The sequence below is a fragment of the Prochlorococcus marinus CUG1415 genome, assembly GCF_017696015.1.
Taxonomy (GTDB): domain Bacteria; phylum Cyanobacteriota; class Cyanobacteriia; order PCC-6307; family Cyanobiaceae; genus Prochlorococcus_A; species Prochlorococcus_A marinus_AE.
In genome coordinates, this window is the sequence record NZ_JAAORL010000001.1 from 294,589 (window position 1) to 314,830 (window position 20,242).

Genomic DNA, 20,242 nt, shown 5'->3' on the forward strand with positions numbered 1-20,242 from the left:
CGTGAGTGAAAACATTCAACCAGCCTCTGAGGAAAACAAAATAGTTGAAAACTTTCAGAAAGAAAATCTTTCAGAAAACTCTTCAGGAGTAAATGTTGAACAACCTTACATTAATCTAGAACAAAATAGATTCGAATGTAGAAGTTGTGGATACATTTATGATCCATCTGAAGGAAATAAAAAATTAAATATACCTAAAAATACGCCTTTCTCAGAATTAGATGGTAATACATTCGTTTGTCCCGTTTGCAGAGCGGGTAAGAACTTTTATAAAGATATAGGTCCAAAATCTAAACCTAGTGGTTTTGAAGAAAATTTAACTTACGGATTTGGTTTCAATAGCCTACCTCCTGGCCAAAAAAATATATTAATTTTTGGAGGTTTAGCATTTGCAGCTGCATGTTTCCTTTCTTTATACTCTTTGCATTAAAATAATAAAATGAAAAAATTTCTTACCAGTATTCCTAATCTTCTTTTATCTTTACTCCTTTGTTTTGTCTTGAGCAGTTGTTCCTCTACAGGAGTAAAGGTGAACGATAGCAGCCCTTGGAAAACAATTCAATTTGAAGACCAGGCAAATGTTCTGGATGTTGACTTCATAGATAATAATAATGGATTTTTAGTAGGCTCTAACAGACTTATTATGGAATCAAATGATGGAGGAGAAACCTGGGATAAAAGAAATTTAGATTTACCAAGTGAGGAAAATTTTCGTCTGCTAGATATTGATTTTAAAGGTGAAGAGGGCTGGTTAATAGGTCAGCCCTCATTGGTTATGCATACACTTGATTCGGGAAAAAATTGGACTCGTCTATCTCTAGGCAGCAAATTACCAGGCCAACCATTTCTTATAACAACTGTCGATAATGGGGTTGCTGAATTGGCTACCACTGCAGGTGCCATATATCAAACGGTAGATAGCGGTGAATCATGGAGTGCCAAAGTAGTAGATGCCTCTGGCTCTGGTGGGGTTAGAGATTTAAGAAGAACTAAAAATGGAGATTATGTAAGTGTGAGTAGCTTAGGTAATTTCTTTTCAACTCTTGCAAGTAATAGTGATACTTGGGTTGCACATCAAAGAGCAAGTAGTAAAAGGGTGCAAAGTATTGGATTTAATCCTTCTGGAGATTTATGGATGTTATCTAGAGGTGCTGAAATTAGGTTTAATGATAATAGCCAAGATCTAGAGAGTTGGACAAAGCCTATAATTCCAATCTTGAATGGCTATAACTACCTCGATCTTGGATGGGATCCTAATGGAGATATTTGGGCTGGAGGTGGTAATGGAACTCTTATAGTTAGTAAAGATAAGGGTAAAACTTGGAACTCTGACCCAATAGCTGCGTCATTGCCAACTAATTTTATTAAAATTGTTTTTCTAGATAAAGATCAAATTGATACCCAAAAAGGTTTTATTATTGGAGAGCGGGGGTACATACTTAAGTGGCAAGGTTAAATATAACTACAATTTAAAAATAAAAAAAACCTTAATTTTTGCATCAATTTAGCAACTGTCTGTAACCAAGCTCTTAATATCTTCGCAAACATATGATTTTACCTTGTAAGATCATAAAGTAAATAATTGTGATTATGGCCGCAGGATCAACGGGTGAACGCCCATTTTTTGAAATAATAACCAGTGTCAGATACTGGGTTATTCATGCAGTAACACTTCCAGCAATCTTCATAGCAGGTTTTCTTTTTGTATATACAGGCCTAGCTTATGATGCTTTTGGAACTCCTCGACCAGATAGCTACTTCCAAGCATCTGAATCTAAGGCTCCTGTTGTTACTCAAAGGTATGACGCTAAGTCTCAATTAGATTTAAGAACAAAATAAAATGACTAACTCACAAGCTCCAATGCAGGCTGCAGAAGTCCGCGTTTATCCAATATTTACTGTTCGTTGGCTTGCAGTTCATGCTCTTGCAATACCTTCAGTATTTTTCTTAGGTGCTATTGCAGCTATGCAATTTATCAGACGTTAACTTTATTCATTATGCAAGTAAACGAAAATCCGAACAAAGTTCCTGTAGAACTTAATCGAACAAGCCTTTACCTAGGTTTATTATCAGTATTTGTTTTGGGAATCTTATTTTCCAGCTATTTTTTCAACTAAATTTAAATCATGAGTAAATTAAAAGGACCCGATGGCAGAATTCCAGATAGGTTACCTGATGGTAGACCCGCTGTAGCTTGGGAAAGAAGGTGGACTGAGGGTACTCTCCCACTATGGCTTGTTGCTACAGCTGGTGGAATTGCTGTTATATTCGTTCTAGGAATATTTTTCTATGGATCTTATAATGGAGTAGGTTCAGCTTAAAAAATGAATTTTTAAGTTACCTAGATTATATATAAGTTCAATAAGAATCTATAAATATCTCTAACTTTTCCTTAGTAGAGTTAGGGATATTTTCTTTTTGGGTTATCAAGCCATCTTTTAATGAAAAATGAGACTTACTTTTCGGTCTTTCTAGTGCAATTACTTTCGCTACTTCAAATATTATTTTATTAGCCACTTCAGTATTCGATCTAAGATTATCTAAAACCATCTCTACAGATACTTCTTGATGAGTTTCATGCCAGCAATCATAATCAGTAACCATGGATAATGAGGAGTAAGCTATCTCAGCCTCTTTTGCTAATCTTGCCTCAGTATGATTAGTCATTCCTATTATCGAACATCCCCAGCTTCTATATAAATTAGATTCTGCGCGGGTTGAGAAAGCTGGCCCTTCCATTGCTAAATAAGTACCTCCTTTATGTAATTGCCTGCCTCTCGGAATATTTTTTTCTCCGATTTCACTCAATATTCTGCATAAATTGGTACAAAAGGGATCGCCCATAGTTACATGAGCTACTGCTCCTTCATTAAAAAAGGATGCTGGCCTATTTTTAGTTCTGTCTATAAATTGGTCAGGTACAACTATATCTAGAGGTCTGATTTGTTCTTGAAGAGAGCCAACTGCTGAAGGAGCAATAATCCATCTTACGCCGATTGATCTTAGTGCCCAAATGTTGGCTTTATAAGGAATTTCAGAAGGATTTAATCTATGTGTTTTTCCATGTCTAGGAATGAATGCTATTTCTAAATTTCCAAGCTTAAATACTTTTATTGAATCAGAAGGTTTACCATAGGGAGTATTGATATCTATTTCTTTTACGTACTCAATTGTATCCATTGAGTAAAATCCACTCCCACCTATTACTCCTAATCTTGAATTTTCAATTGGTAATAAATGTTCTTTATTCATTGTGATGTAAATGACTTTTAATCATCTAGTACTAATTGGAGGAGGACACACAAATGTTCTTTTAATTAAGAAATGGTTAATGAGTCCAAAATTAATGCCAGAAATTCCTGTTTCAATTATATCTAGAGATTCTCATTTGGTTTATTCGGCGATGTTTCCATCTGTGATTTCAAAATCTATTTCTTTAGAAGAAAGTTTAATTGATATAAAATCTTTAGCAAAAAATGCAAAATTATCTTTTATAGAAGAAGAAGTACAGGATATTGATTTCAATTTAAAGAAAATTTCTTTAAGTCAGAGACCATCAGTGAACTATTCGCAGTTAGTTCTTAATTATGGAAGTCAAACAAGAATACCAACTGAATTTGAGACCTTAGTGAAAAATCAAAATGCTTTTCCAATTAAACCTTTTTTGAGAGCTTACGACTTGATACAAAAGGAAGATATTTTTGATTCAGTACAAGAACTACCTTTCGTAATTGTTGGGAGCGGTCTAGCTGCAATTGAAGTCTCATATGCTTTGAGAAAAAGATGGAGAAGTAGATCCTTAAAACTATTATGTGATTCAAGGAAAATTAATAATAAAATTCTAAAAAGTTTACTTAAATTTAATATTGATTTAGTTGAAAATCTTAATTTTGATTATGGCAAGATTCTTTTATGTACTGGAAATAATTCTCCTTTATGGGTACAAAAAAAATTATTAGATACGGATTCAAATGGCAGAATGTTCACAAATAAGAATTTACAGTTGAAAAGTTTTTCCGGAATTTTTGCGACGGGAGATTGCGCAGTTGTAGATTCAGCAAAAAGACCAGCATCGGGAGTTTTTGCAGTAAAAGTTGTAAATACATTGGTCCAAAATCTAAAAAAGGATATAGAAGGGGGATCATTAAAAAAGTGGTTTCCTCAAAGGATCGGATTACAAATAGTTAAAGTATTTCCAAGCCATCATCCAAAGGCTTTTGCTATTTATCGTAATTTCGTTTTTGGCCCTTCTTTTCTTTTTTGGATTTTAAAGCATAAAATTGATCTGAACTTTATTAACAAGTTCAGATCAAAAAGACTAATTATGAAAAGTAGTGGAAAAAATATTTCATTGAATGATTGCAGGGGATGTGCAGCTAAAATTCCTCAGATTGTTTTGAATAAATCATTAATAAATTCTAATTTAGATTCTTTTGCTTCATCCCCTGAAGATTCAGTTGAGATCTATCAAAATGGTCAAGATATCATCTTGCAAAGTGTAGATGGATTTCCTGCTTTGCTAAGCGATCCTTGGCTTAATGCAAAAATTACTACTTTGCATGCTTGCTCAGATTTGTGGGCATGCGGAGCAAAACTTTCATCAGCGCAGGCTTTAATATCATTACCAAAAGTTGAAAGGGGATTTCAGAGTTACCTCTTTTCTCAATCCCTTCAAGGGATTAAATCAACAGTTGAGGATCATGGCGGTGAATTACTTGGAGGCCATACTTTCGAGGCAAGAAGTTTAGTAAATAAACCTTATTCATTAGGAATAGATATTTCTTTAACTGTCCAAGGAATCTTAAAAAATGGAGCAAAACCATGGCTTAAATCTGGAATGAATGATGGAGACATTCTTATGATGTCTAGACCTCTCGGAGTTGGGATTTACTTTGCCGGTCAAATGCAAAATATTAATATGCTAAATAGTTCTTCTGAAATAATTAATAATTTAGTGAAGAGTCAGCAATATTTGATTGATGAAATTTATTTTTTTCAAGATCAATTTAGAGAATCATTAGTCAATGCTGCTACTGATATTACTGGATATGGATTTATTGGACATCTTAAAGAGATGGTTGACTCATCTAATTTATATAGGGAAAGAAATAATCTAGAGCCTGTAAAAGTTTTATTAGATTTATTTGCATTTAAAGCTTATCCCGGAGTATTTGATTTAATAAGAAAAGATATTAAAAGTACTTTCTTTGAATGTAATAAAGAAATTTTTGACAAAATTCATAAAGGAAATTCCCAACAAAGAATAATTAATTTTTTAAACGAAAATTCATTAGATAATGAGACTTTTAACCAGAGAATAGCATTACTTTTAGATCCTCAAACATGTGGACCCTTGTTGATTAGTTGCAATCGTAAATACGAAAATACTCTAAAAGATAAATGGTACAAGGTTGGAGAAGTGGTAAAAATGTAATCAATTTCTATTCAATTTGTCAATTTCCAAATATCTTAATCTTTTTATTTCCTTTCCCATTTCCTTTCCTGGTTCCCATCCTTCTTTTTTTAATGTTTCTCCATCTTTTGTAGATTTTATGGATTGATAAATAAATAACCACTTAAACAAGTTACGCCAGTATGGAACCCCATCACATATTAATAATTTGACTGTCTCGTCATTAAGGTTTCTTTTCTCAATAAATTCTGTCCAACTTGATGGAGAATAATGCATAAATTTTTTTTGGTTGGTTTTTAATATCTTTTTTATATTGGAATAATCTTCTAATATTTTTATTTCACCATTATTTACCAAAAATCTTCTACATGCTGTTTCTAAATCTTCTGCATCTTTTAATAAATAAAGCATATAATTTCCATTCAACTTCTTAATCCAATTTAGTCCTCTTAAAAACCTTTTATCGACTTTAATATTTTTATTTAAGATTGAGATAATTTCCCATTTATGAATTATCGAAATTACATTATTCAAGTTATCGTGTTTATATATTTCAGCTAGTTCCATCCTTGTTCTTATCCCGAGTGCAGGAGGGAAAATCATTTTCTGATCAGTTTCTGAAATTTTCCAAGGCCATTGTCTAACTGTTCGTTGAGATTGTTTAAGGGAATTATTTGAAATATTGAAACCTAACCTTGAAGCATATTTTGCACATCTAATTAATCTACTTGGATCATCTGAAATACTATTATTATGTAGTAAGTTCAATTGTTTGTTTTTTATATCAGAAATTCCTCCATAAAGATCATAGATTTTTTTTGTCGAAACCTCAAAGGCTATTGAATTGATAGTGAAATCTCTCCTCTGAAGATCCTCCTCAATATTACTATTAGTTACTGTGGGATTTAACCCTGGAGCAGAATAAATTTCTTTTCTTGCAGAAGCAATATCAATTTTATAATCATTAATATTTATTTCTACAGTATTGTATAAATTAAATTCCTTGATTAAACATAAATCTACATTTACAATATTTTTTTTTATAAATTTTGCAAGAGCAATAGAGGAACCTTCAATAACAAGATCTATATCTAAAGGTTTAGAAAAAGATTTTTTGTGGTATTTACTAATTAATAAATCCCTTAAATAACCGCCAACAAAAGCTACCTTAGTATTATTATTAGATTCTATGTAATTAGTAATTAGGTTATAAAGATTAAATGGAATTTTGATTAATTCCCCGTGGATGTAATCAGAGATATCGTTCATGAGTTTTAACTTACGTAACGAATTGGAGCTAATCTGGGATCTAGAATTTTACTTCCTTTATCACCAAATTTTACTGCTAAAGATATTTTTTCCCCGCTCCCAAAAATATGTATAATTTCACCTTTCCCGAATTTTGAGTGAATTAGCTTATCTCCAACTATCCAGCTTTTCCCTTTACTTGGTCCTGAATATAATTTCCTTACTGCATTTATTGGTTTGTTAGCAAATTCATTTTGATTATTTCGGTCAACTCTTGTTAAACGATCAAGATGCCAATCTCTTCTTATTGAAGCACCTCCAGTTTGGGGTAATTCACCATCCATTAAGTCTTCGGGTATTTCCGAAAGAAATATTGAAGGAATTGTTGCTTCCCGCATTCCACCCCATAATCTTCTTTCTCTAGCATGACTTAAGAAAACTCTTTCTTTAGCTCTAGTAATACCTACATAGCATAATCTTCTTTCCTCTTCCAAAAGTGAGGGAGTATCTATTGATCTATGACTCGGGAAGAGACCTTGCTCTAGTCCAGTGATAAAAACATTTTGAAATTCTAAACCCTTACTATTGTGCAGAGTCATAAGAGTTACGGAGTTGGGATTATTTTTCTTAGTATCATTATCAGTTGTTAAGGCCGCTGTAGAAAGAAAACCCTCTACATCTCCACTTTCTGTTTCTTCTTCATATTGAGTAGCTGCATTAATTAGTTCTTGTAAGTTATTTCTTCTATCTTCAGATTCTTCTGTACCATTAGCTAGCAAGTCATTTAAATAACCACTTTTTTCTAAGATTAGTTGCAGTAATTGAGCAGGGCCTGAATTTTCTAAATAGCAACGTAGATCATTCATAACTTCAGTAAATTTATTAATTCCTTTTGATGATCTGCCTATTGTTTCTTCAATACTTTGCTTATCATTAAGAACCTCCCATAATGGAATATTTAACCTGTTAGATAGTTCATTAAGTTTCTGAATAGTGGTCTTACCAATCCCTCTTCTGGGAACATTTATGATCCGTAAAAGACTTACATTATCTGAAGAATTAACCAGAACTTTCAAATATGCTATTGCATCTTTAATTTCTCTTCTATCATAAAAACGCAGTCCTCCAAAAATTGTATAAGGAATGCGCCACCTTACAAGAGATTCCTCTAATACTCTTGACTGAGCTCTTGTTCGATATAAAATTGCAAAATTTTTCCAAATTGGGTTTTGATTATAATTATTGAGTGATTTTATTTTATTGGTAATTGCTTCTGCCTCAGAAATTTCATCATCACAGCTTAGTAACTTTAAAAGCTCCCCTTTTGCTTTAGTTGCCTTTAAAACTTTATCAATTCTTTCAGAGTTGTTTTCAATTAATGAGTTTGCAGCATCAAGAATATTAGAAGATGACCTATAATTTTCTTCTAATTTAATTAAAGATGATTTTGTGTCGTCATTAAATGAATTTTTAAAATCTTCTTGAAAACCAATTAGAATTCTGAAGTCAGCGGCTCTAAAACTGTAAATGCTTTGATCAGCATCCCCTACTACAAAAATTGACCTATCTTCCCAATTAAAGAATTTTTTTGGTTCAGTATTGCCAGCAGTAATTAATTTTATAAGTTCATATTGTGTTCTATTTGTATCTTGATATTCGTCAACTAGAATGTGTTGAAATCTTTTGTGCCAGTAATCTCTGACTACATCATTTTGCCTCAATAAAAAAACAGGCAAAAGTAGAAGATCATCAAAATCTAAAGAATTATTTTTTGAAAGTGAAATCCTATATCTCTTGTAGGCTTCTGCAACTGTTTTATCAAAATTATTGTCTGCTTTTTCTAAAAGATCATTCGAAGTTAGGCATTGATTTTTAGCATTACTTATTAATCTTTTAATCTTTTTGGGATCATATCTTTTGGGATCAAGATTCATATCTTGACTGATAATTTCTTTTACTAATGTTTGAGAATCTGTTTCATCGTAAATTGAAAATTGCCTTGTCCATTTTAATCCTTCTGGGTCATTATATTTTTCAATATCGTATCTTAGAAGTCTTGAAAATAAAGAATGAAAGGTACCTATCCAAAGATTTTGAAGCCTCTCTTGATGAACGTTTGTTCTTAATTGATTTTGATCAATTTCTTTGAGACTTGACCAAGGCTGACCAAATTGATTAAAAGCTATTTCTTGTGCTAGAAGAACTTCTAACCTTGCTTTCATTTCTTTAGCAGCTTTGTTAGTAAAAGTGACCGCAAGAATGTTATAGGGATCTATAGAGTTGTTTTCAATAAGATTCGCAATTCTGTGGGTAAGAGCTTTTGTCTTTCCGCTGCCTGCACCTGCTACAACTAATAGTGGGCCATAAACATGTTTTACTGCTTGAAGTTGTTCATTGTTTAAAGACTTAAAAAGGAAATTGTTAGTTTGAGACACTTTTGGAAGGTTTTTTCAAAAATCAGACTTTACTTATGAGCTTCAGATTCCGTTTCTAGGTGTTCTAACGCTTTTTTTAAATTTATCAGTTCATTATTGTTATTAATTATTTCTTCAAATTTATTTTGAGGCATTCTTAATTTCATACTTCGGTCAAGAATTTCTTTTTCCAATCTCTTTTTATATGAGGAAATAAGTTTCTTTGATAATTTTAAATCTTGTTGATCCAAAACTTTATTAAAAACGTATTTTTATACTAGCGGAAAAAAATTTTTTATTTGAATTATTTCAACTATCACTTTGGAATGAAATTATTAATTAAGAAGCGTTTCGTTAATTTTCAAATTGTATTGTTTTAACTAGTTTTGTACTAATGTTAAAAACTAACTTTAGATTTTTACTTTAGGAATGTCAGTTTCAAAGAATAATCAACTATTTTCCTCTGATAAGAAATTAAATGATTTAAGCAATATAAAAGAATTTATTAATAGTGCAAACTCGAGATTAGATGCAATAACCTCAATAACCAATAATTCACATGCAATTGCAGCTGATGCTGTAACAGCAATGATTTGCGAAAATCAAGATTCAGTTAATTCAAAAATATCTTTCAATACAACTAATAAGATGTCCGTTTGTTTAAGAGATGGAGAAATAATCCTAAGGATTGTTGCTTATCTTTTAATTTCTAATGACGAATCAGTTTTAGCAAAAAGTTGTTTGAAGGATCTTAAAAATACTTATCTTGCTCTTGGGGTACCTTTAAGAAATGCAAGAAGGGTTGTTGAATTAATGAGAGATGCAACAATCTCTGATTTAAATTCAACAGTTAATAATATGAAAGGAAACAAAGGCTTTCTCCCTCAATTAATATCTGAAACAGAGTGTCAATTTGAAAGGATAATTAATCTTTTAAACTAGCTAAATTCCTTATCTCTGAAGTATGTGAAGTCTGTATTACTGAGTTATTTTCCAGATTTCTAATAGTAGAAAATCTGGATCTTATGTGAGTGGATAAAAAGGAAATTCTTTCTTCGGAAAATGTTGATTTGTAAATGGTTTTAATGTGTAAATTATTTTGTTCATCAACTAAATAATTGGATGATGAAATAAAGGATTCTGTATAACCTTTATTTCGTAAAACAATTCCTGAATTTTCATCCTTGGGTAAAAATATCAAAATAGTTTCATCTCCCTCACTCATATCATCTTCTTCCCAATCACTAATAGATTGCCATTTTATAGAAATCGCTATGCTCTCTAGGTTTAAACTTAATTTGTAATTTTTAAAAATTTCATTAACTTTTTTATTGTTTGAGTTGATATGATTTATGTATATTTTACTAGTTGAGTTTTCAAATTCCTGAAAAGCTAAAGTATGAGTACTTCTTATAGATTTCCACTCTCCTATACTTTTGTCGATGAATTGATTAATTGTTGTTAGATTCTTCGTCAAGTTTATCTTCTACGGAATGATTTTCTGCTTTTTGAATCATTCTTACCATCGAATCCACCATTAATCTTTTTGCAGAAGTTACTTTTAATCCAGAAGGAGTGGTTGATATTTGTTCTCCAGGGCGATCATATGAAGTTGGTCTAAATGGAGTCATCTAATAACTATAAAAATCAATAGAATTCCATTCTTACATGAATTCCTACATTAAATTTTTTTGTTTGCAAAAATGTTATATCTTTTTCTGATGGTAAAAAATTATTTCTTTAGAAATTTTCGGAAACTTTTTCGTTTCATTTCTAAAATAATAGCTTAAATTGTTATGCTGACTGTACATCTAAAAATTAGTTATCTTAATACTGATTCTCAGAAATAGAATTATTATGAAAAACTTTGGAAATAATGATTGTCAATCAATATTCTCTCAAAAATTAATTTTTATAATAAGCTTTTTTTTTATAATCTTTATTAGTACTAACACAAAGCAAGTCTTTGCATTATCTCCAGAATGGGTTGGAGTACCTAAGACCAATTATGGAGAGCAATTATGGGATAAAAAAAGTCTGCAAAGAAATAGAGATGGTTCTGTAAGGGTAATAAGTAAATTTATTCCAAAAAACAAAAGTGAAATTACTCAGGATATTATGTACACAATGGATATTAATTGCTTTGAGAAATCTTTTAGAGATGTAGCTGTAGGCACTGATCAATTAAATAATTCTTTAAATAATAATTCGGATTGGCAAGATCCAAATGGTGATCAACTTATACTTGGTGTAATTGGTCAAGTTTGTAATTATAAGGATTGACTAGGAATTCAAATAGGTTGTAAATAAATGAAAATTTTCTGAAAATATTTTTTTCAGAAATTACTACTTTATTAAATTATTGAGATCTTCTTTTTTTTCTTACACCTTGGAAAATAGCAAAAGCAAAAGCTATTAGAAGAGGAATTACTAGATAAATTTGCTTACCAATTTCAGCGCCTACCGCAACTAAAATGGAGTCTGATATTAACAAACTAATTATTAATGCGGGGGTAAAAGTCCTCCATCTTGTTCCTCCTAAACCTATGGAGTAACTTAAAAAATCAAATAATCCTGTCATAAGAAGTCCTGTCATTAAAAAGAAATTCTCTTCTAGTTGATAACGGTTAAATTTTTCTAGACGTTGCATAGGCTTTTTGCCTACTAAACGTTCAACAGGAATTCTTCCGTAGTTCCGAGCTATAAAAAATGCTAGTTGACAACAAATTAGGTCTGATAAAACGATTGTTATATAGCCTTGTTTGAATCCAAAAACTCCTCCTGCTATAAGAGAAAAGATAGAACTTGGTAAAGCTGGAAAAATTATACTTATCCCTCTTGCTAGAAAAATTATGAATGGCCCCCAAATACCAGCTTTGTCTACAAATAATTTGATTTGATCTTCGTATGTTATCAACAGATAACTTACTAGACCCACTATGAGAGCCAGTAAACAAATTATTAAGAAAGTATATTTGTATATTGGTTTAATACTACTAATTTTTTTTTCTAATGAGTTGATATTCATTTTGAAGATTTTTGACTTTTTTGTTTGAAAAATTTAATTTGAGTATAAGTTTTTTTCTATGAAGGATAGATTATTAAAAAGTAATATGAAAAATTTACAATATTTATAAAAAATTTAATACTGAAAAGTCTTAGACAATTTTAAAAAAGAAAAAACCCTATTCAAAGAAAGGGTAAAAAGGTGCCAGGACCCAGATTTGAACTGGGGACACGGCGATTTTCAGTCGCCTGCTCTACCAACTGAGCTATCCCGGCTCTAACCTATATACTCTAAATTAAGATGTGTAGTTTGTGAAACCCTTTTAATTAAAAATTTTATATCTTTATCAAATATCCAAAAATTATTATTTTGAATTAATCGCTAATAAGGCAGTACCAAAAGAAGTGGTTTTATTACATGAAACTATTGGTATATTTATAATTTTTTCTCTTATTTTTCTCCACTGAGGGTTTTTTGAACCTCCACCAATAGTAATAATTTTTTTGGGAAGTGAACCTGTTAGTTTGCCTAGTTTTTCCCATCCTTTTAATTCGATCTTAGCTAGCCCCTCAAATAATGCATGTAAATAAAGTGAGTCGCTTACTGGCCTAGGACCAAGTATCGGCTCTAAATTAGAATTATTAATAGGAAATCTCTCTCCTTGACTATTTAGAGGTAAAAGATCCAAAGAAGTGTTTTTCGATGGATTAATTTGTCGACTGAGTTCCTTTATTTCTAAATCAGAAAAGAACTTAGACAAGATACCGCATCCCGCATTTGATGCTCCTCCACATATCCAATCGCCGTTTACTCTATGGGTTGTAATTCCCTGTTTTTTTATAGGTTTATCAATAATTTTCTTAACCACAATTGTTGTTCCTAAAACTGTGAGACCATCTTCTTTATCTAAACCTGCAGCTATTAAACTTGCATTCGAGTCAGTGGTGCCTGAGATTAATATTAATTTCTTATTCAAGTTAAATCTCTCCGCCAAATCAAAATTTACTTGTCCAATAATTTTTCCACTTTTTACTATATGAGGTAGGCATTTTTGCCATGAAGTATTGAGATAGCTTTTTGGCCACGATTCTTTTTTTAGATCCCAACCAAGTTTTAGATTATTACCTTCTTCTCCATAAGTCCAATCTTTTAAAAACCAACCAGTGATCCAATCAGATTGATGTCTTAAAAGTATATTTGTCCCATATTTATCTATTAGTTTTAATGCTTTGGCAAGACTACTGTATGGAGTACGTAGATGACCTTCTCCAGAAGTTAAAGATTCAAGAAGGATCTTATTTTCATTACATGCTTGGTCATAAGGTATTGCTTCTCCTATCGGCTCTCCTTGCAAATTGGATGCTGTTAAAGTTCCTGAGGTGCCGGAGATAGCCAATTTATTAAGGTTGATTTTTACCTCAATAGGTAAACTAACTAAGAGATTTTCACAAGAATTGATCCAAGAATTTTGATTTTTAAAGCTGTATGAATAAGGTACTGAATTTGAATATACTAATTTCTTATGAAGATTAATTATTGATATTCTTGCACCACTGGTTCCAAAATCTAACCCTCCATAAAAATTATCAGGCATAGAAAAAATATTTTATAAAAAGATTTTGGCAGCCGCTGCTAATTGGGCTGCTTTTTCTTCTACGTTTTCCCAAGGGAGCTGAAGATCTCTTCTTCCAAAATGTCCATAGGATGCAGTCTTTCTAAAAAATTTACCTCCCATTTTTTTGGGTAGATTTCTTAAGTTAAATTCTTTTATTATTGCTGCGGGCCTTAAATCAAAGTGCTCTTTAATTAGCTCAGTCAAACTAGCTTGTGAAATAATACCTGTATCAAAAGTTTCCACGAGAATGGAAATTGGTTTTGCTACTCCAATTGCATAACTTAATTGTACTTCTGCTTTTTTTGCCAATTTTGCTTTAACTATGCTTTTAGCTACATAACGTGCTGCATAAGCGGCTGATCTATCTACTTTTGTGGGATCTTTACCAGAAAATGCCCCTCCTCCGTGTCTTGCATATCCACCATAAGTATCTACAATAATTTTTCTGCCAGTGAGTCCCGCATCTCCTTGAGGCCCTCCTACGACAAATTTTCCCGTAGGGTTTACTAGAAATCTTGTTTTGCTAATATTTGGTTTAATTTCTAAATCTTCAGTAGCAGGAATTACAACATGCTTCCATAAATCTTCTTTTATTCTTTGACGAATTTCTTCTTCATTTGTTATTCCATCAATCTCAGGATTATGTTGAGTTGAAATTAAAATCGTATTAATAGAAACTGGTAACCCTTTTTCGTAATCAATGCTTACTTGAGTTTTACCATCAGGGAGTAGATAATTAAGGACTTCTTCATGCCTCACTTTGGCAAGTTGAATAGCTAATCTATGTGCCAAGCTAATCGGTAAGGGCATTAATTCAGGCGTCTCATCGCATGCATAGCCGAACATTATGCCTTGATCACCAGCTCCGGTATTATCTTCCAAATCATCGTTAACATCTTCTGCGTCGTTTACTCCTTGTGAAATATCTGGTGATTGCTCGTCAAGTGCTACTAAAACAGCACAACTATTTGCGTCAAAACCACCTGCTCTATAGCCTTCATATCCAATTTCTTTAATTACATTTCTCACAAGTTTTATGTAATCGACTTTTGCTTTTGAAGTTATTTCTCCAGTAAGTAAACAAAGACCAGTATTAACAACAGTTTCGCATGCAACTCTGCTTTCTGGATCTTCTGTCAATAAAGCATCTAAAACAGCGTCACTAATTTGATCACATATTTTGTCAGGATGACCTTCAGTTACAGATTCTGAGGTAAAAATGAAATCACTCATTGACAAATTATTTTGAAATTAGTCTTTATCCTAAATTAGACTATCGTTAGAAATCAATTATTGTAAATTAAAAAATACTTGTACAAGAATAATTAGGCTTAAGTTCAGATATTCATGCACAAAATAGATGAGTGAATTTATACTGTTTCAGATGAGGCTGTGGGCATCTCTTCGTTATCGTCAGTTTGTTCAAATAACATTTGTTTGTATTTCGCAGCCATTTCTTCAGCTTTACTAAAAACTTTTTGAGGGTCAGTTAGCATATCGCCTGGTTCAGGTTCAAGTGCTTTAGTAGATAATGAAATTCGTCCTCTTTCTGAATCAAGATCAATTATCATAACTTTCATTTCATCATTAACATTTAATATATTATGAGGAGTCTCGATATGTTCATGACTGATCTCAGAAATGTGCAATAGACCACTAACTCCTCCAATATCAATAAAAGCCCCATAAGGTTTAATACCTTTAACAGAACCTACAACAACTTCACCAACCTCAAGTCTATTCATTTTTTTCTCAACTAAAGCTCTTCTATGACTAAGTACTAATCTGTTTCTTTCTTCATCAACTTCAAGAAATTTTAAAGGTAAGTATTCACCTTCTAAGTCATCTTTAATTCTTCGAGCACTTATATGAGAACCGGGGATGAAACCTCTTAAGCCTTCTACCCTTACAAGAGCACCACCTCTGTTTGTTGCGAAAACTTCGGAATATATAGTGGCATCTTCTTTTTGCAGTTGTCTAACTCTTTCCCATGCTCTTTGATATTCAATCCTTCTAATAGAAAGTGCTAATTGGCCATCTTCATTTTCTTCACTCATTATGAAAAATTCTCTGCTTTCTGAAGGTTGTAAAACCTCATTTAGTCCTTCAACTCTATTTATTGAAACCTCCTGAACAGGCATAAAAGCAGCTGTTTTTGCACCTATATCTATCATGGCTCCTTTGGGTTCTAGAGCAAAAACTGTACCTTTTACTAGATCGCCAGGCTTAAAGTTATAATCATACTTACCCAAAAGGGATGCAAATTCTTCTTGTGTGAAACCTGCATTATCAAAATCCGCATTTGTTCTGCTGGAAGAAGAATCTGCTGAAGGAATGTCGTTCTTTTCGAATGATAAATCTTCCGCATTATGGGATGCTGAATTATTATCTAATTCAGACGAATTTTGAATTTCTTTATCTTCAGAAATTTCTTTAATAGTTTGGGAAGAAGTTTCGTTCATTTTTTACAACGCAGACTACCTAAGGTAGTTAGAAAGGAATGCTACTAGCCTGCAAACCAATAGCAGAAAACATTTGTGTTATGTATTCTACACTTTAATGATGCTTAATTTTATAAAATTGAAGCTAATTTATTTTTTGAACTTCCTTTTAGAGATTCCAGAGTAGAGATAAAATCTTTTACCCCATTAAATTTTCTGTAAACTGAGGCATATCTTATATAAGCAACTTCGTTTTCTTTCCTAAGGCTTTTAAGTATCAACTCTCCAATTTGTGAAGATTTAATATCTTTATTAGAATTTTGTATGATTTGTGATTCAATTCCATCTACAAAATTAATTATTGCTTCACTAGTGAAATTAGTCTTTTCGCAAGCTCTTGATATACCAGAAAATAATTTTTGTTTATCAAATAATTCTCTACCCCCATCTTTTTTAATAACTGAAATTGGCATTGTTTCAACTCTTTCATAAGTGGTAAATCTGTAGCTGCAATTTAGACACTCTCTTCTTCTTCTAACACTTTTCCCACTATCAGCAGCTCTTGATTCCAAAACTCTGCTATCCGTATTTTGACAGGTTGGACACTGCATATAGCGAAATAAGAAAATCTGTAACCCTAATACTAGATTAATATCACACTTATGAAAAGTAGATAAAAAAAAACCCTCTTAGAAAGAGGGTTTTAAAATTTTATTTTTTATCAAATTTAGGGGGATCTCTAAAAGCGATAGCAAAAAATAAAGTAACAACTGCAAGAGTTAAAATAAGAACGTAAGCAAAAGCTTCCATGAGAATAAATAATAAAGTTTAGTTTAAACCCTTCCTGGGATTCTTCTAGTGGTCTCGTCACCAAGTTTCTTGAATAGACCGAATTCAACTTGGTCGCCAATTTCAGAATCAATACCAGCAAAGTTGTTCTTGTAAAGGGTTCTTGAAGCATGCCACCAATGACCGAATAAGAATAACAATCCGAAACATAAATGGGCATAGGTAAACCATGCTCTTGGAGAGCTTCGGAATACACCATCAGATTTATAAGTTTCTCTGTCAAACTTAAATGCTTCGCCAAGCTGTGCTTTTCTAGCTAATCTTTTAACTACCGCAGGATCAGTAAATGTTTGACCATTTAAGTCTCCACCATAAATAGTTGCAGTAATGCCAGTTTGCTCAAACGAATACTTGGCTTCAGCTCTTCTAAATGGAATATCGGCCCTTACATTACCTTCTTTATCTTCAAGTATGACTGGGAAGTTCTCAAAGAAATTAGGTATTCTTCTTACTTCTAAATCATTACCTTCTTTATCTTGGAAAGTAATATGACCTTGCCAACCAGTTGGTAAGCCATCGCCATTAACAAGAGCTCCGACCCTAAATAATCCGCCTTTAGCAGGACTATTACCTACGTAGTCATAAAATGCTAATTTTTCTGGAATTGAAGCGTATGCTTCCTCTCTAGTAGCACCATTATCCATAGCTGTTTGGACTCTTCTATTTATCTCAGTTTTGAAATAACCAGAATCCCATTGATATCTTGTTGGACCAAACAACTCAACTGGAGTTGTTGCTGATCCATACCACATTGTTCCTGCAACAACAAAAGATACGAAAAGAACAGCAGCTAAAGCACTAGCTAATACTCCTTCCAAACTTCCAAGCTTAAGCGCTTTATAAAGTCTTTCTCCAGGTCTGTTTGTGATATGAAAAATACCCCCAATAATACCCAATAGACCGGCTGCAATATGGTTCGCAACGATCCCTCCAGGATTAAATGGATTAAAGCCATCTGCAGTCCAGGATGGAGACACTGGTTCAATATGACCGGTTAAACCATAAGGGTCTGAAACCCAAATACCTACATTGGCACAATGAAAAGCTCCAAATCCAAAGCATGTAAGGCCAGCTAAGAGAAGGTGAATACCAAAAATTCTTGGTAGATCAAGTGCAGGTTCTCCTGTTCTTGAGTCCTCCCATAGTTCAAGATCCCAATATGTCCAATGCCATATTGAAGCTAACATCAAAAGTCCACTAAATACTATGTGTGCTGCTGCAACTCCTTCAAAACTCCAGAATCCGGGATCAACCCCAGTAGCACCGGTTATATCCCATCCGTTCCAACTTCCTGTGATTCCTAATCTTGCCATGAATGGCATGACGTACATCCCCTGTCTCCACATTGGATTGAGAACAGCATCTGAAGGATCAAAAATGGCTAATTCATAAAGAGCCATAGAACCGGCCCAGCCGGCTAATAATGCAGTATGCATGAGATGCACAGCCAGTAGTCGACCTGGGTCGTTAATAACTACTGTGTGCACTCGATACCAAGGCAATCCCATCGGTTAATTTCTAGATAACTATGCTGAATAAACAGCTAAACATCACGATAGTAAGGGTTTTTTAGTCTTTGAGGGATTTTTGTAAATAAATTTATTTTCTTGCAAAAATTGGCCAAATCAATTCCTATTACTTTAGTTTCGAGGAATTTTGGGCTAAAAATTGTTAATATTTTGGTCACAATTCTCAAAGTAAAACGCCAAAATAGGAAAAATAACTACAAAAATGGCAACTATTAGATTCATCCGAGAAGGAGTTGATATTCAGTGTAAAACTGGAGAAAATTTAAGGGATTTCATAATTAGAGAGAAATTACAACTTTATGGGCCTAAAGGAATGTTGGGTAATTGTGGTGGAGCAGGACAATGCAGTACTTGTTTCGTTTCTATAGAAGGAGGAAGCAAAAATTCTTTGAGTCCACTTACTACTGTGGAAGAAGAGAAACTTAAAAATAGACCTAAAAATTGGAGACTTGCATGTCAAACTCTAATTAATTCATCTGCAGTAATACTTACAAAACCTCAATCTCCTCCTTCTAACTTAAAGGAACTAAAAGAAAGGAGTGATAATAAATAATTATCTCGTTAAATTGTTTAAGACTGTTAATCAGTTGAGGCAATTTATTGATTTTTTCACTTTATTTCTATTTAAATGTTTATAGTCTATTTAATTATGAAATCGTCACTCTAAATGGAAACAACAAATTTTGGGTTCATAGCAAGTCTTCTTTTCGTGGGAGTACCAACTATTTTTCTAATAGGTTTATATATCTCCACTCAAGATGGTGAAAAATCAAGCTTCTTCTCAGATTCTGGTAAAGGTAAACTGGGACCAAAACGCTAAATTAATTAATTAATGTTTTATGTTTCTGCAAAAGAATTTTTATTGTGGGAAAAAAAACAATTATTTAAAGGGGGAGATAAAGAATCTCTTTATCTCTTGTTAGAATCAATAGCCGGAATATCTCATAATGAAATTAATTTACTTAGATTGAACTCTGAGGGAGATTTTTATTTTCAAAAAAACTTAGATTTAATTGAATCTGTTTGGGATAATCATCTTACAAATAATGTACCTATTCAACATCTATCTGGATTTACTTTCTGGAGAGATCTGAAATTAAGTGTTTCTGAAAACGTACTAATTCCAAGGCCAGAAACGGAGTTAATAATTGATATTGTACTTAAGATTTTTGAAAACAATTCCAAAAAATTAGTTTTTGCTGAGTTGGGAACTGGATCAGGTGCTATTAGTATTGCTTTAGCAATGGCAAATCCTTCATGGGAGGGAATTGCTACTGATATTGATAAAAATGCAATAGATATTGCATCCAGAAATTTTATGAATTCTTCAAATCAGCAGAATTTGAGATTTTGTTGTGGACATTGGTGGAATCCTCTTGAGTCTTTAAAAGGTGAATTAGATCTTGTGATTTCAAACCCGCCATACATTCCTGAAGAAATATATAAAAAATTGCCGGTTGAAGTAAAGAATTTTGAACCTAAAATTGCTTTATTAGCAGGCAAAGATGGTTTGGAACATATTCGGGAAATAATATACAAGGCGCCATCATTCTTAAAAGAAAAAGGATGGTTAATACTTGAGAATCATTTTGATCAAGGATCAATCGTAAGACAATTGTTTCTTGAGAATAGATTTACATCTGTAGAAGTCTTACAAGATTTTTCGGGTATTGGAAGATTTACAATTGGAAGATATAAATAAATTATGATTAGTTCATAATTTCA

General features: G+C 32.4%; 25 protein-coding genes and 1 tRNA gene. 12 read left to right on the plus strand and 14 right to left on the minus strand.

From position 1 onward, the window contains the following. Position 1: 1 nt before the first annotated feature. From HA143_RS01600 to HA143_RS01625, 6 genes are all read left to right on the plus strand, one after another. Complete coding sequence (locus HA143_RS01600) at positions 2 to 430, plus strand: rubredoxin (protein WP_209082920.1); 429 nt, start codon at positions 2 to 4, stop codon at positions 428 to 430. 9 nt (positions 431 to 439) lie between these two features. Next, positions 440 to 1,456, plus strand: coding sequence for a photosynthesis system II assembly factor Ycf48 (locus tag HA143_RS01605; RefSeq protein ID WP_209082921.1), 1,017 nt, complete (start codon positions 440 to 442; stop codon positions 1,454 to 1,456). A 134-nt stretch (positions 1,457 to 1,590) separates the two neighbouring features. Next, positions 1,591 to 1,839 carry a cytochrome b559 subunit alpha gene (gene psbE / locus HA143_RS01610; RefSeq protein WP_209082922.1) on the plus strand — a complete coding sequence of 83 codons (249 nt, stop codon included), beginning with the start codon at positions 1,591 to 1,593 and terminating at the stop codon, positions 1,837 to 1,839. A gap of 1 nt (position 1,840) precedes the next feature. Further along, entirely contained in the window at positions 1,841 to 1,987 is a 147-nt protein-coding gene (gene psbF, locus HA143_RS01615) for a cytochrome b559 subunit beta (protein ID WP_025929749.1), read from the plus strand. 11 nt (positions 1,988 to 1,998) lie between these two features. Continuing rightward, entirely contained in the window at positions 1,999 to 2,118 is a 120-nt protein-coding gene (locus HA143_RS01620) for a photosystem II reaction center protein L (protein ID WP_002806119.1), read from the plus strand. Between the two features lie 9 nt (positions 2,119 to 2,127). Further along, positions 2,128 to 2,322 carry a photosystem II reaction center protein J gene (locus HA143_RS01625; RefSeq protein ID WP_209082923.1) on the plus strand — a complete coding sequence of 65 codons (195 nt, stop codon included), beginning with the start codon at positions 2,128 to 2,130 and terminating at the stop codon, positions 2,320 to 2,322. Between the two features lie 37 nt (positions 2,323 to 2,359). Here HA143_RS01625 and mtnP read toward each other — a convergent pair whose 3' ends face one another. Continuing rightward, a complete protein-coding gene (gene mtnP / locus HA143_RS01630; RefSeq protein ID WP_209082924.1) occupies positions 2,360 to 3,253 on the minus strand; it encodes an S-methyl-5'-thioadenosine phosphorylase in 894 nt (297 codons plus the stop codon). Between the two features lie 10 nt (positions 3,254 to 3,263). Here mtnP and HA143_RS01635 point away from each other — a divergent pair, with 10 nt between their 5' ends. Beyond that, positions 3,264 to 5,435: a selenide, water dikinase gene (locus HA143_RS01635; RefSeq protein ID WP_209082925.1), complete on the plus strand. Its 2,172-nt coding sequence runs from the start codon at positions 3,264 to 3,266 to the stop codon at positions 5,433 to 5,435. On the opposite strand, the gene HA143_RS01640 is transcribed toward HA143_RS01635, so the two are convergent. Genes HA143_RS01640 through HA143_RS01650 form a run of 3 tightly spaced genes read right to left on the minus strand, consistent with a single transcriptional unit; the run spans position 5,436 to position 9,327 of the window. Further along, positions 5,436 to 6,683 carry a CCA tRNA nucleotidyltransferase gene (locus HA143_RS01640; RefSeq protein WP_209082926.1) on the minus strand — a complete coding sequence of 416 codons (1,248 nt, stop codon included), beginning with the start codon at positions 6,681 to 6,683 and terminating at the stop codon, positions 5,436 to 5,438. A 5-nt stretch (positions 6,684 to 6,688) separates the two neighbouring features. Next, on the minus strand, positions 6,689 to 9,097 hold the full coding sequence (locus HA143_RS01645; RefSeq protein WP_209082927.1) for a UvrD-helicase domain-containing protein: 2,409 nt from the start codon (positions 9,095 to 9,097) through the stop codon (positions 6,689 to 6,691). Positions 9,098 to 9,126: 29 nt separating this feature from the next. Continuing rightward, complete coding sequence (locus tag HA143_RS01650; protein ID WP_209082928.1) at positions 9,127 to 9,327, minus strand: hypothetical protein; 201 nt, start codon at positions 9,325 to 9,327, stop codon at positions 9,127 to 9,129. A gap of 178 nt (positions 9,328 to 9,505) precedes the next feature. Here HA143_RS01650 and HA143_RS01655 point away from each other — a divergent pair, with 178 nt between their 5' ends. Next, positions 9,506 to 10,018 carry an R-phycoerythrin subunit beta gene (locus HA143_RS01655; RefSeq protein WP_209082929.1) on the plus strand — a complete coding sequence of 171 codons (513 nt, stop codon included), beginning with the start codon at positions 9,506 to 9,508 and terminating at the stop codon, positions 10,016 to 10,018. Here the strand turns inward: HA143_RS01655 and HA143_RS01660 are convergent. Together HA143_RS01660 and HA143_RS01665 are read right to left on the minus strand one after the other, a co-directional pair. Beyond that, positions 10,002 to 10,553, minus strand: coding sequence for a phycobiliprotein lyase (locus HA143_RS01660; protein ID WP_209082930.1), 552 nt, complete (start codon positions 10,551 to 10,553; stop codon positions 10,002 to 10,004). The two genes, HA143_RS01655 and HA143_RS01660, sit on opposite strands and share 17 nt — an antisense overlap. Next, a complete protein-coding gene (locus HA143_RS01665) occupies positions 10,528 to 10,707 on the minus strand; it encodes a hypothetical protein (protein ID WP_011375871.1) in 180 nt (59 codons plus the stop codon). The genes HA143_RS01660 and HA143_RS01665 overlap by 26 nt, the downstream gene beginning before the upstream one ends. A gap of 226 nt (positions 10,708 to 10,933) precedes the next feature. Here HA143_RS01665 and HA143_RS01670 point away from each other — a divergent pair, with 226 nt between their 5' ends. After that, positions 10,934 to 11,359 carry a hypothetical protein gene (locus HA143_RS01670; RefSeq protein ID WP_209082931.1) on the plus strand — a complete coding sequence of 142 codons (426 nt, stop codon included), beginning with the start codon at positions 10,934 to 10,936 and terminating at the stop codon, positions 11,357 to 11,359. Between the two features lie 76 nt (positions 11,360 to 11,435). Here HA143_RS01670 and HA143_RS01675 read toward each other — a convergent pair whose 3' ends face one another. From HA143_RS01675 to psbB, 8 genes are all read right to left on the minus strand, one after another. Continuing rightward, positions 11,436 to 12,104, minus strand: coding sequence for a TVP38/TMEM64 family protein (locus HA143_RS01675; RefSeq protein WP_209082932.1), 669 nt, complete (start codon positions 12,102 to 12,104; stop codon positions 11,436 to 11,438). 181 nt (positions 12,105 to 12,285) lie between these two features. Continuing rightward, a tRNA-Phe gene (locus HA143_RS01680) sits at positions 12,286 to 12,358 on the minus strand. A gap of 89 nt (positions 12,359 to 12,447) precedes the next feature. Then, complete coding sequence (locus HA143_RS01685) at positions 12,448 to 13,677, minus strand: FGGY-family carbohydrate kinase (protein ID WP_209082933.1); 1,230 nt, start codon at positions 13,675 to 13,677, stop codon at positions 12,448 to 12,450. Between the two features lie 12 nt (positions 13,678 to 13,689). Further along, on the minus strand, positions 13,690 to 14,931 hold the full coding sequence (gene metK, locus HA143_RS01690; protein WP_209082934.1) for a methionine adenosyltransferase: 1,242 nt from the start codon (positions 14,929 to 14,931) through the stop codon (positions 13,690 to 13,692). Positions 14,932 to 15,068: 137 nt separating this feature from the next. After that, entirely contained in the window at positions 15,069 to 16,160 is a 1,092-nt protein-coding gene (locus tag HA143_RS01695; protein WP_209082935.1) for a 30S ribosomal protein S1, read from the minus strand. A gap of 110 nt (positions 16,161 to 16,270) precedes the next feature. Beyond that, the gene (gene nrdR / locus HA143_RS01700; protein WP_209082936.1) at positions 16,271 to 16,750 is read right to left on the minus strand and encodes a transcriptional regulator NrdR; all 480 of its coding nucleotides are present in this window, start codon (positions 16,748 to 16,750) and stop codon (positions 16,271 to 16,273) included. A gap of 100 nt (positions 16,751 to 16,850) precedes the next feature. Continuing rightward, positions 16,851 to 16,949, minus strand: a complete 99-nt coding sequence (locus HA143_RS01705; RefSeq protein ID WP_209082937.1) for a photosystem II reaction center protein T — start codon at positions 16,947 to 16,949, stop codon at positions 16,851 to 16,853. 23 nt (positions 16,950 to 16,972) lie between these two features. Continuing rightward, positions 16,973 to 18,496 (minus strand): photosystem II chlorophyll-binding protein CP47, encoded by a 1,524-nt coding sequence (gene psbB, locus HA143_RS01710; RefSeq protein ID WP_209082938.1) that lies wholly within the window; start codon positions 18,494 to 18,496, stop codon positions 16,973 to 16,975. A 223-nt stretch (positions 18,497 to 18,719) separates the two neighbouring features. Here psbB and HA143_RS01715 point away from each other — a divergent pair, with 223 nt between their 5' ends. The 3 genes from HA143_RS01715 (at position 18,720) to prmC (ending at position 20,219) form a co-directional block, all read left to right on the plus strand. Beyond that, entirely contained in the window at positions 18,720 to 19,070 is a 351-nt protein-coding gene (locus HA143_RS01715) for a 2Fe-2S iron-sulfur cluster-binding protein (protein ID WP_209082939.1), read from the plus strand. Positions 19,071 to 19,184: 114 nt separating this feature from the next. Then, positions 19,185 to 19,337 (plus strand): photosystem II reaction center protein PsbM, encoded by a 153-nt coding sequence (psbM, locus tag HA143_RS01720; RefSeq protein ID WP_209082940.1) that lies wholly within the window; start codon positions 19,185 to 19,187, stop codon positions 19,335 to 19,337. A 12-nt stretch (positions 19,338 to 19,349) separates the two neighbouring features. Beyond that, entirely contained in the window at positions 19,350 to 20,219 is an 870-nt protein-coding gene (prmC, locus tag HA143_RS01725) for a peptide chain release factor N(5)-glutamine methyltransferase (protein WP_209082941.1), read from the plus strand. Positions 20,220 to 20,242: the final 23 nt, after the last annotated feature.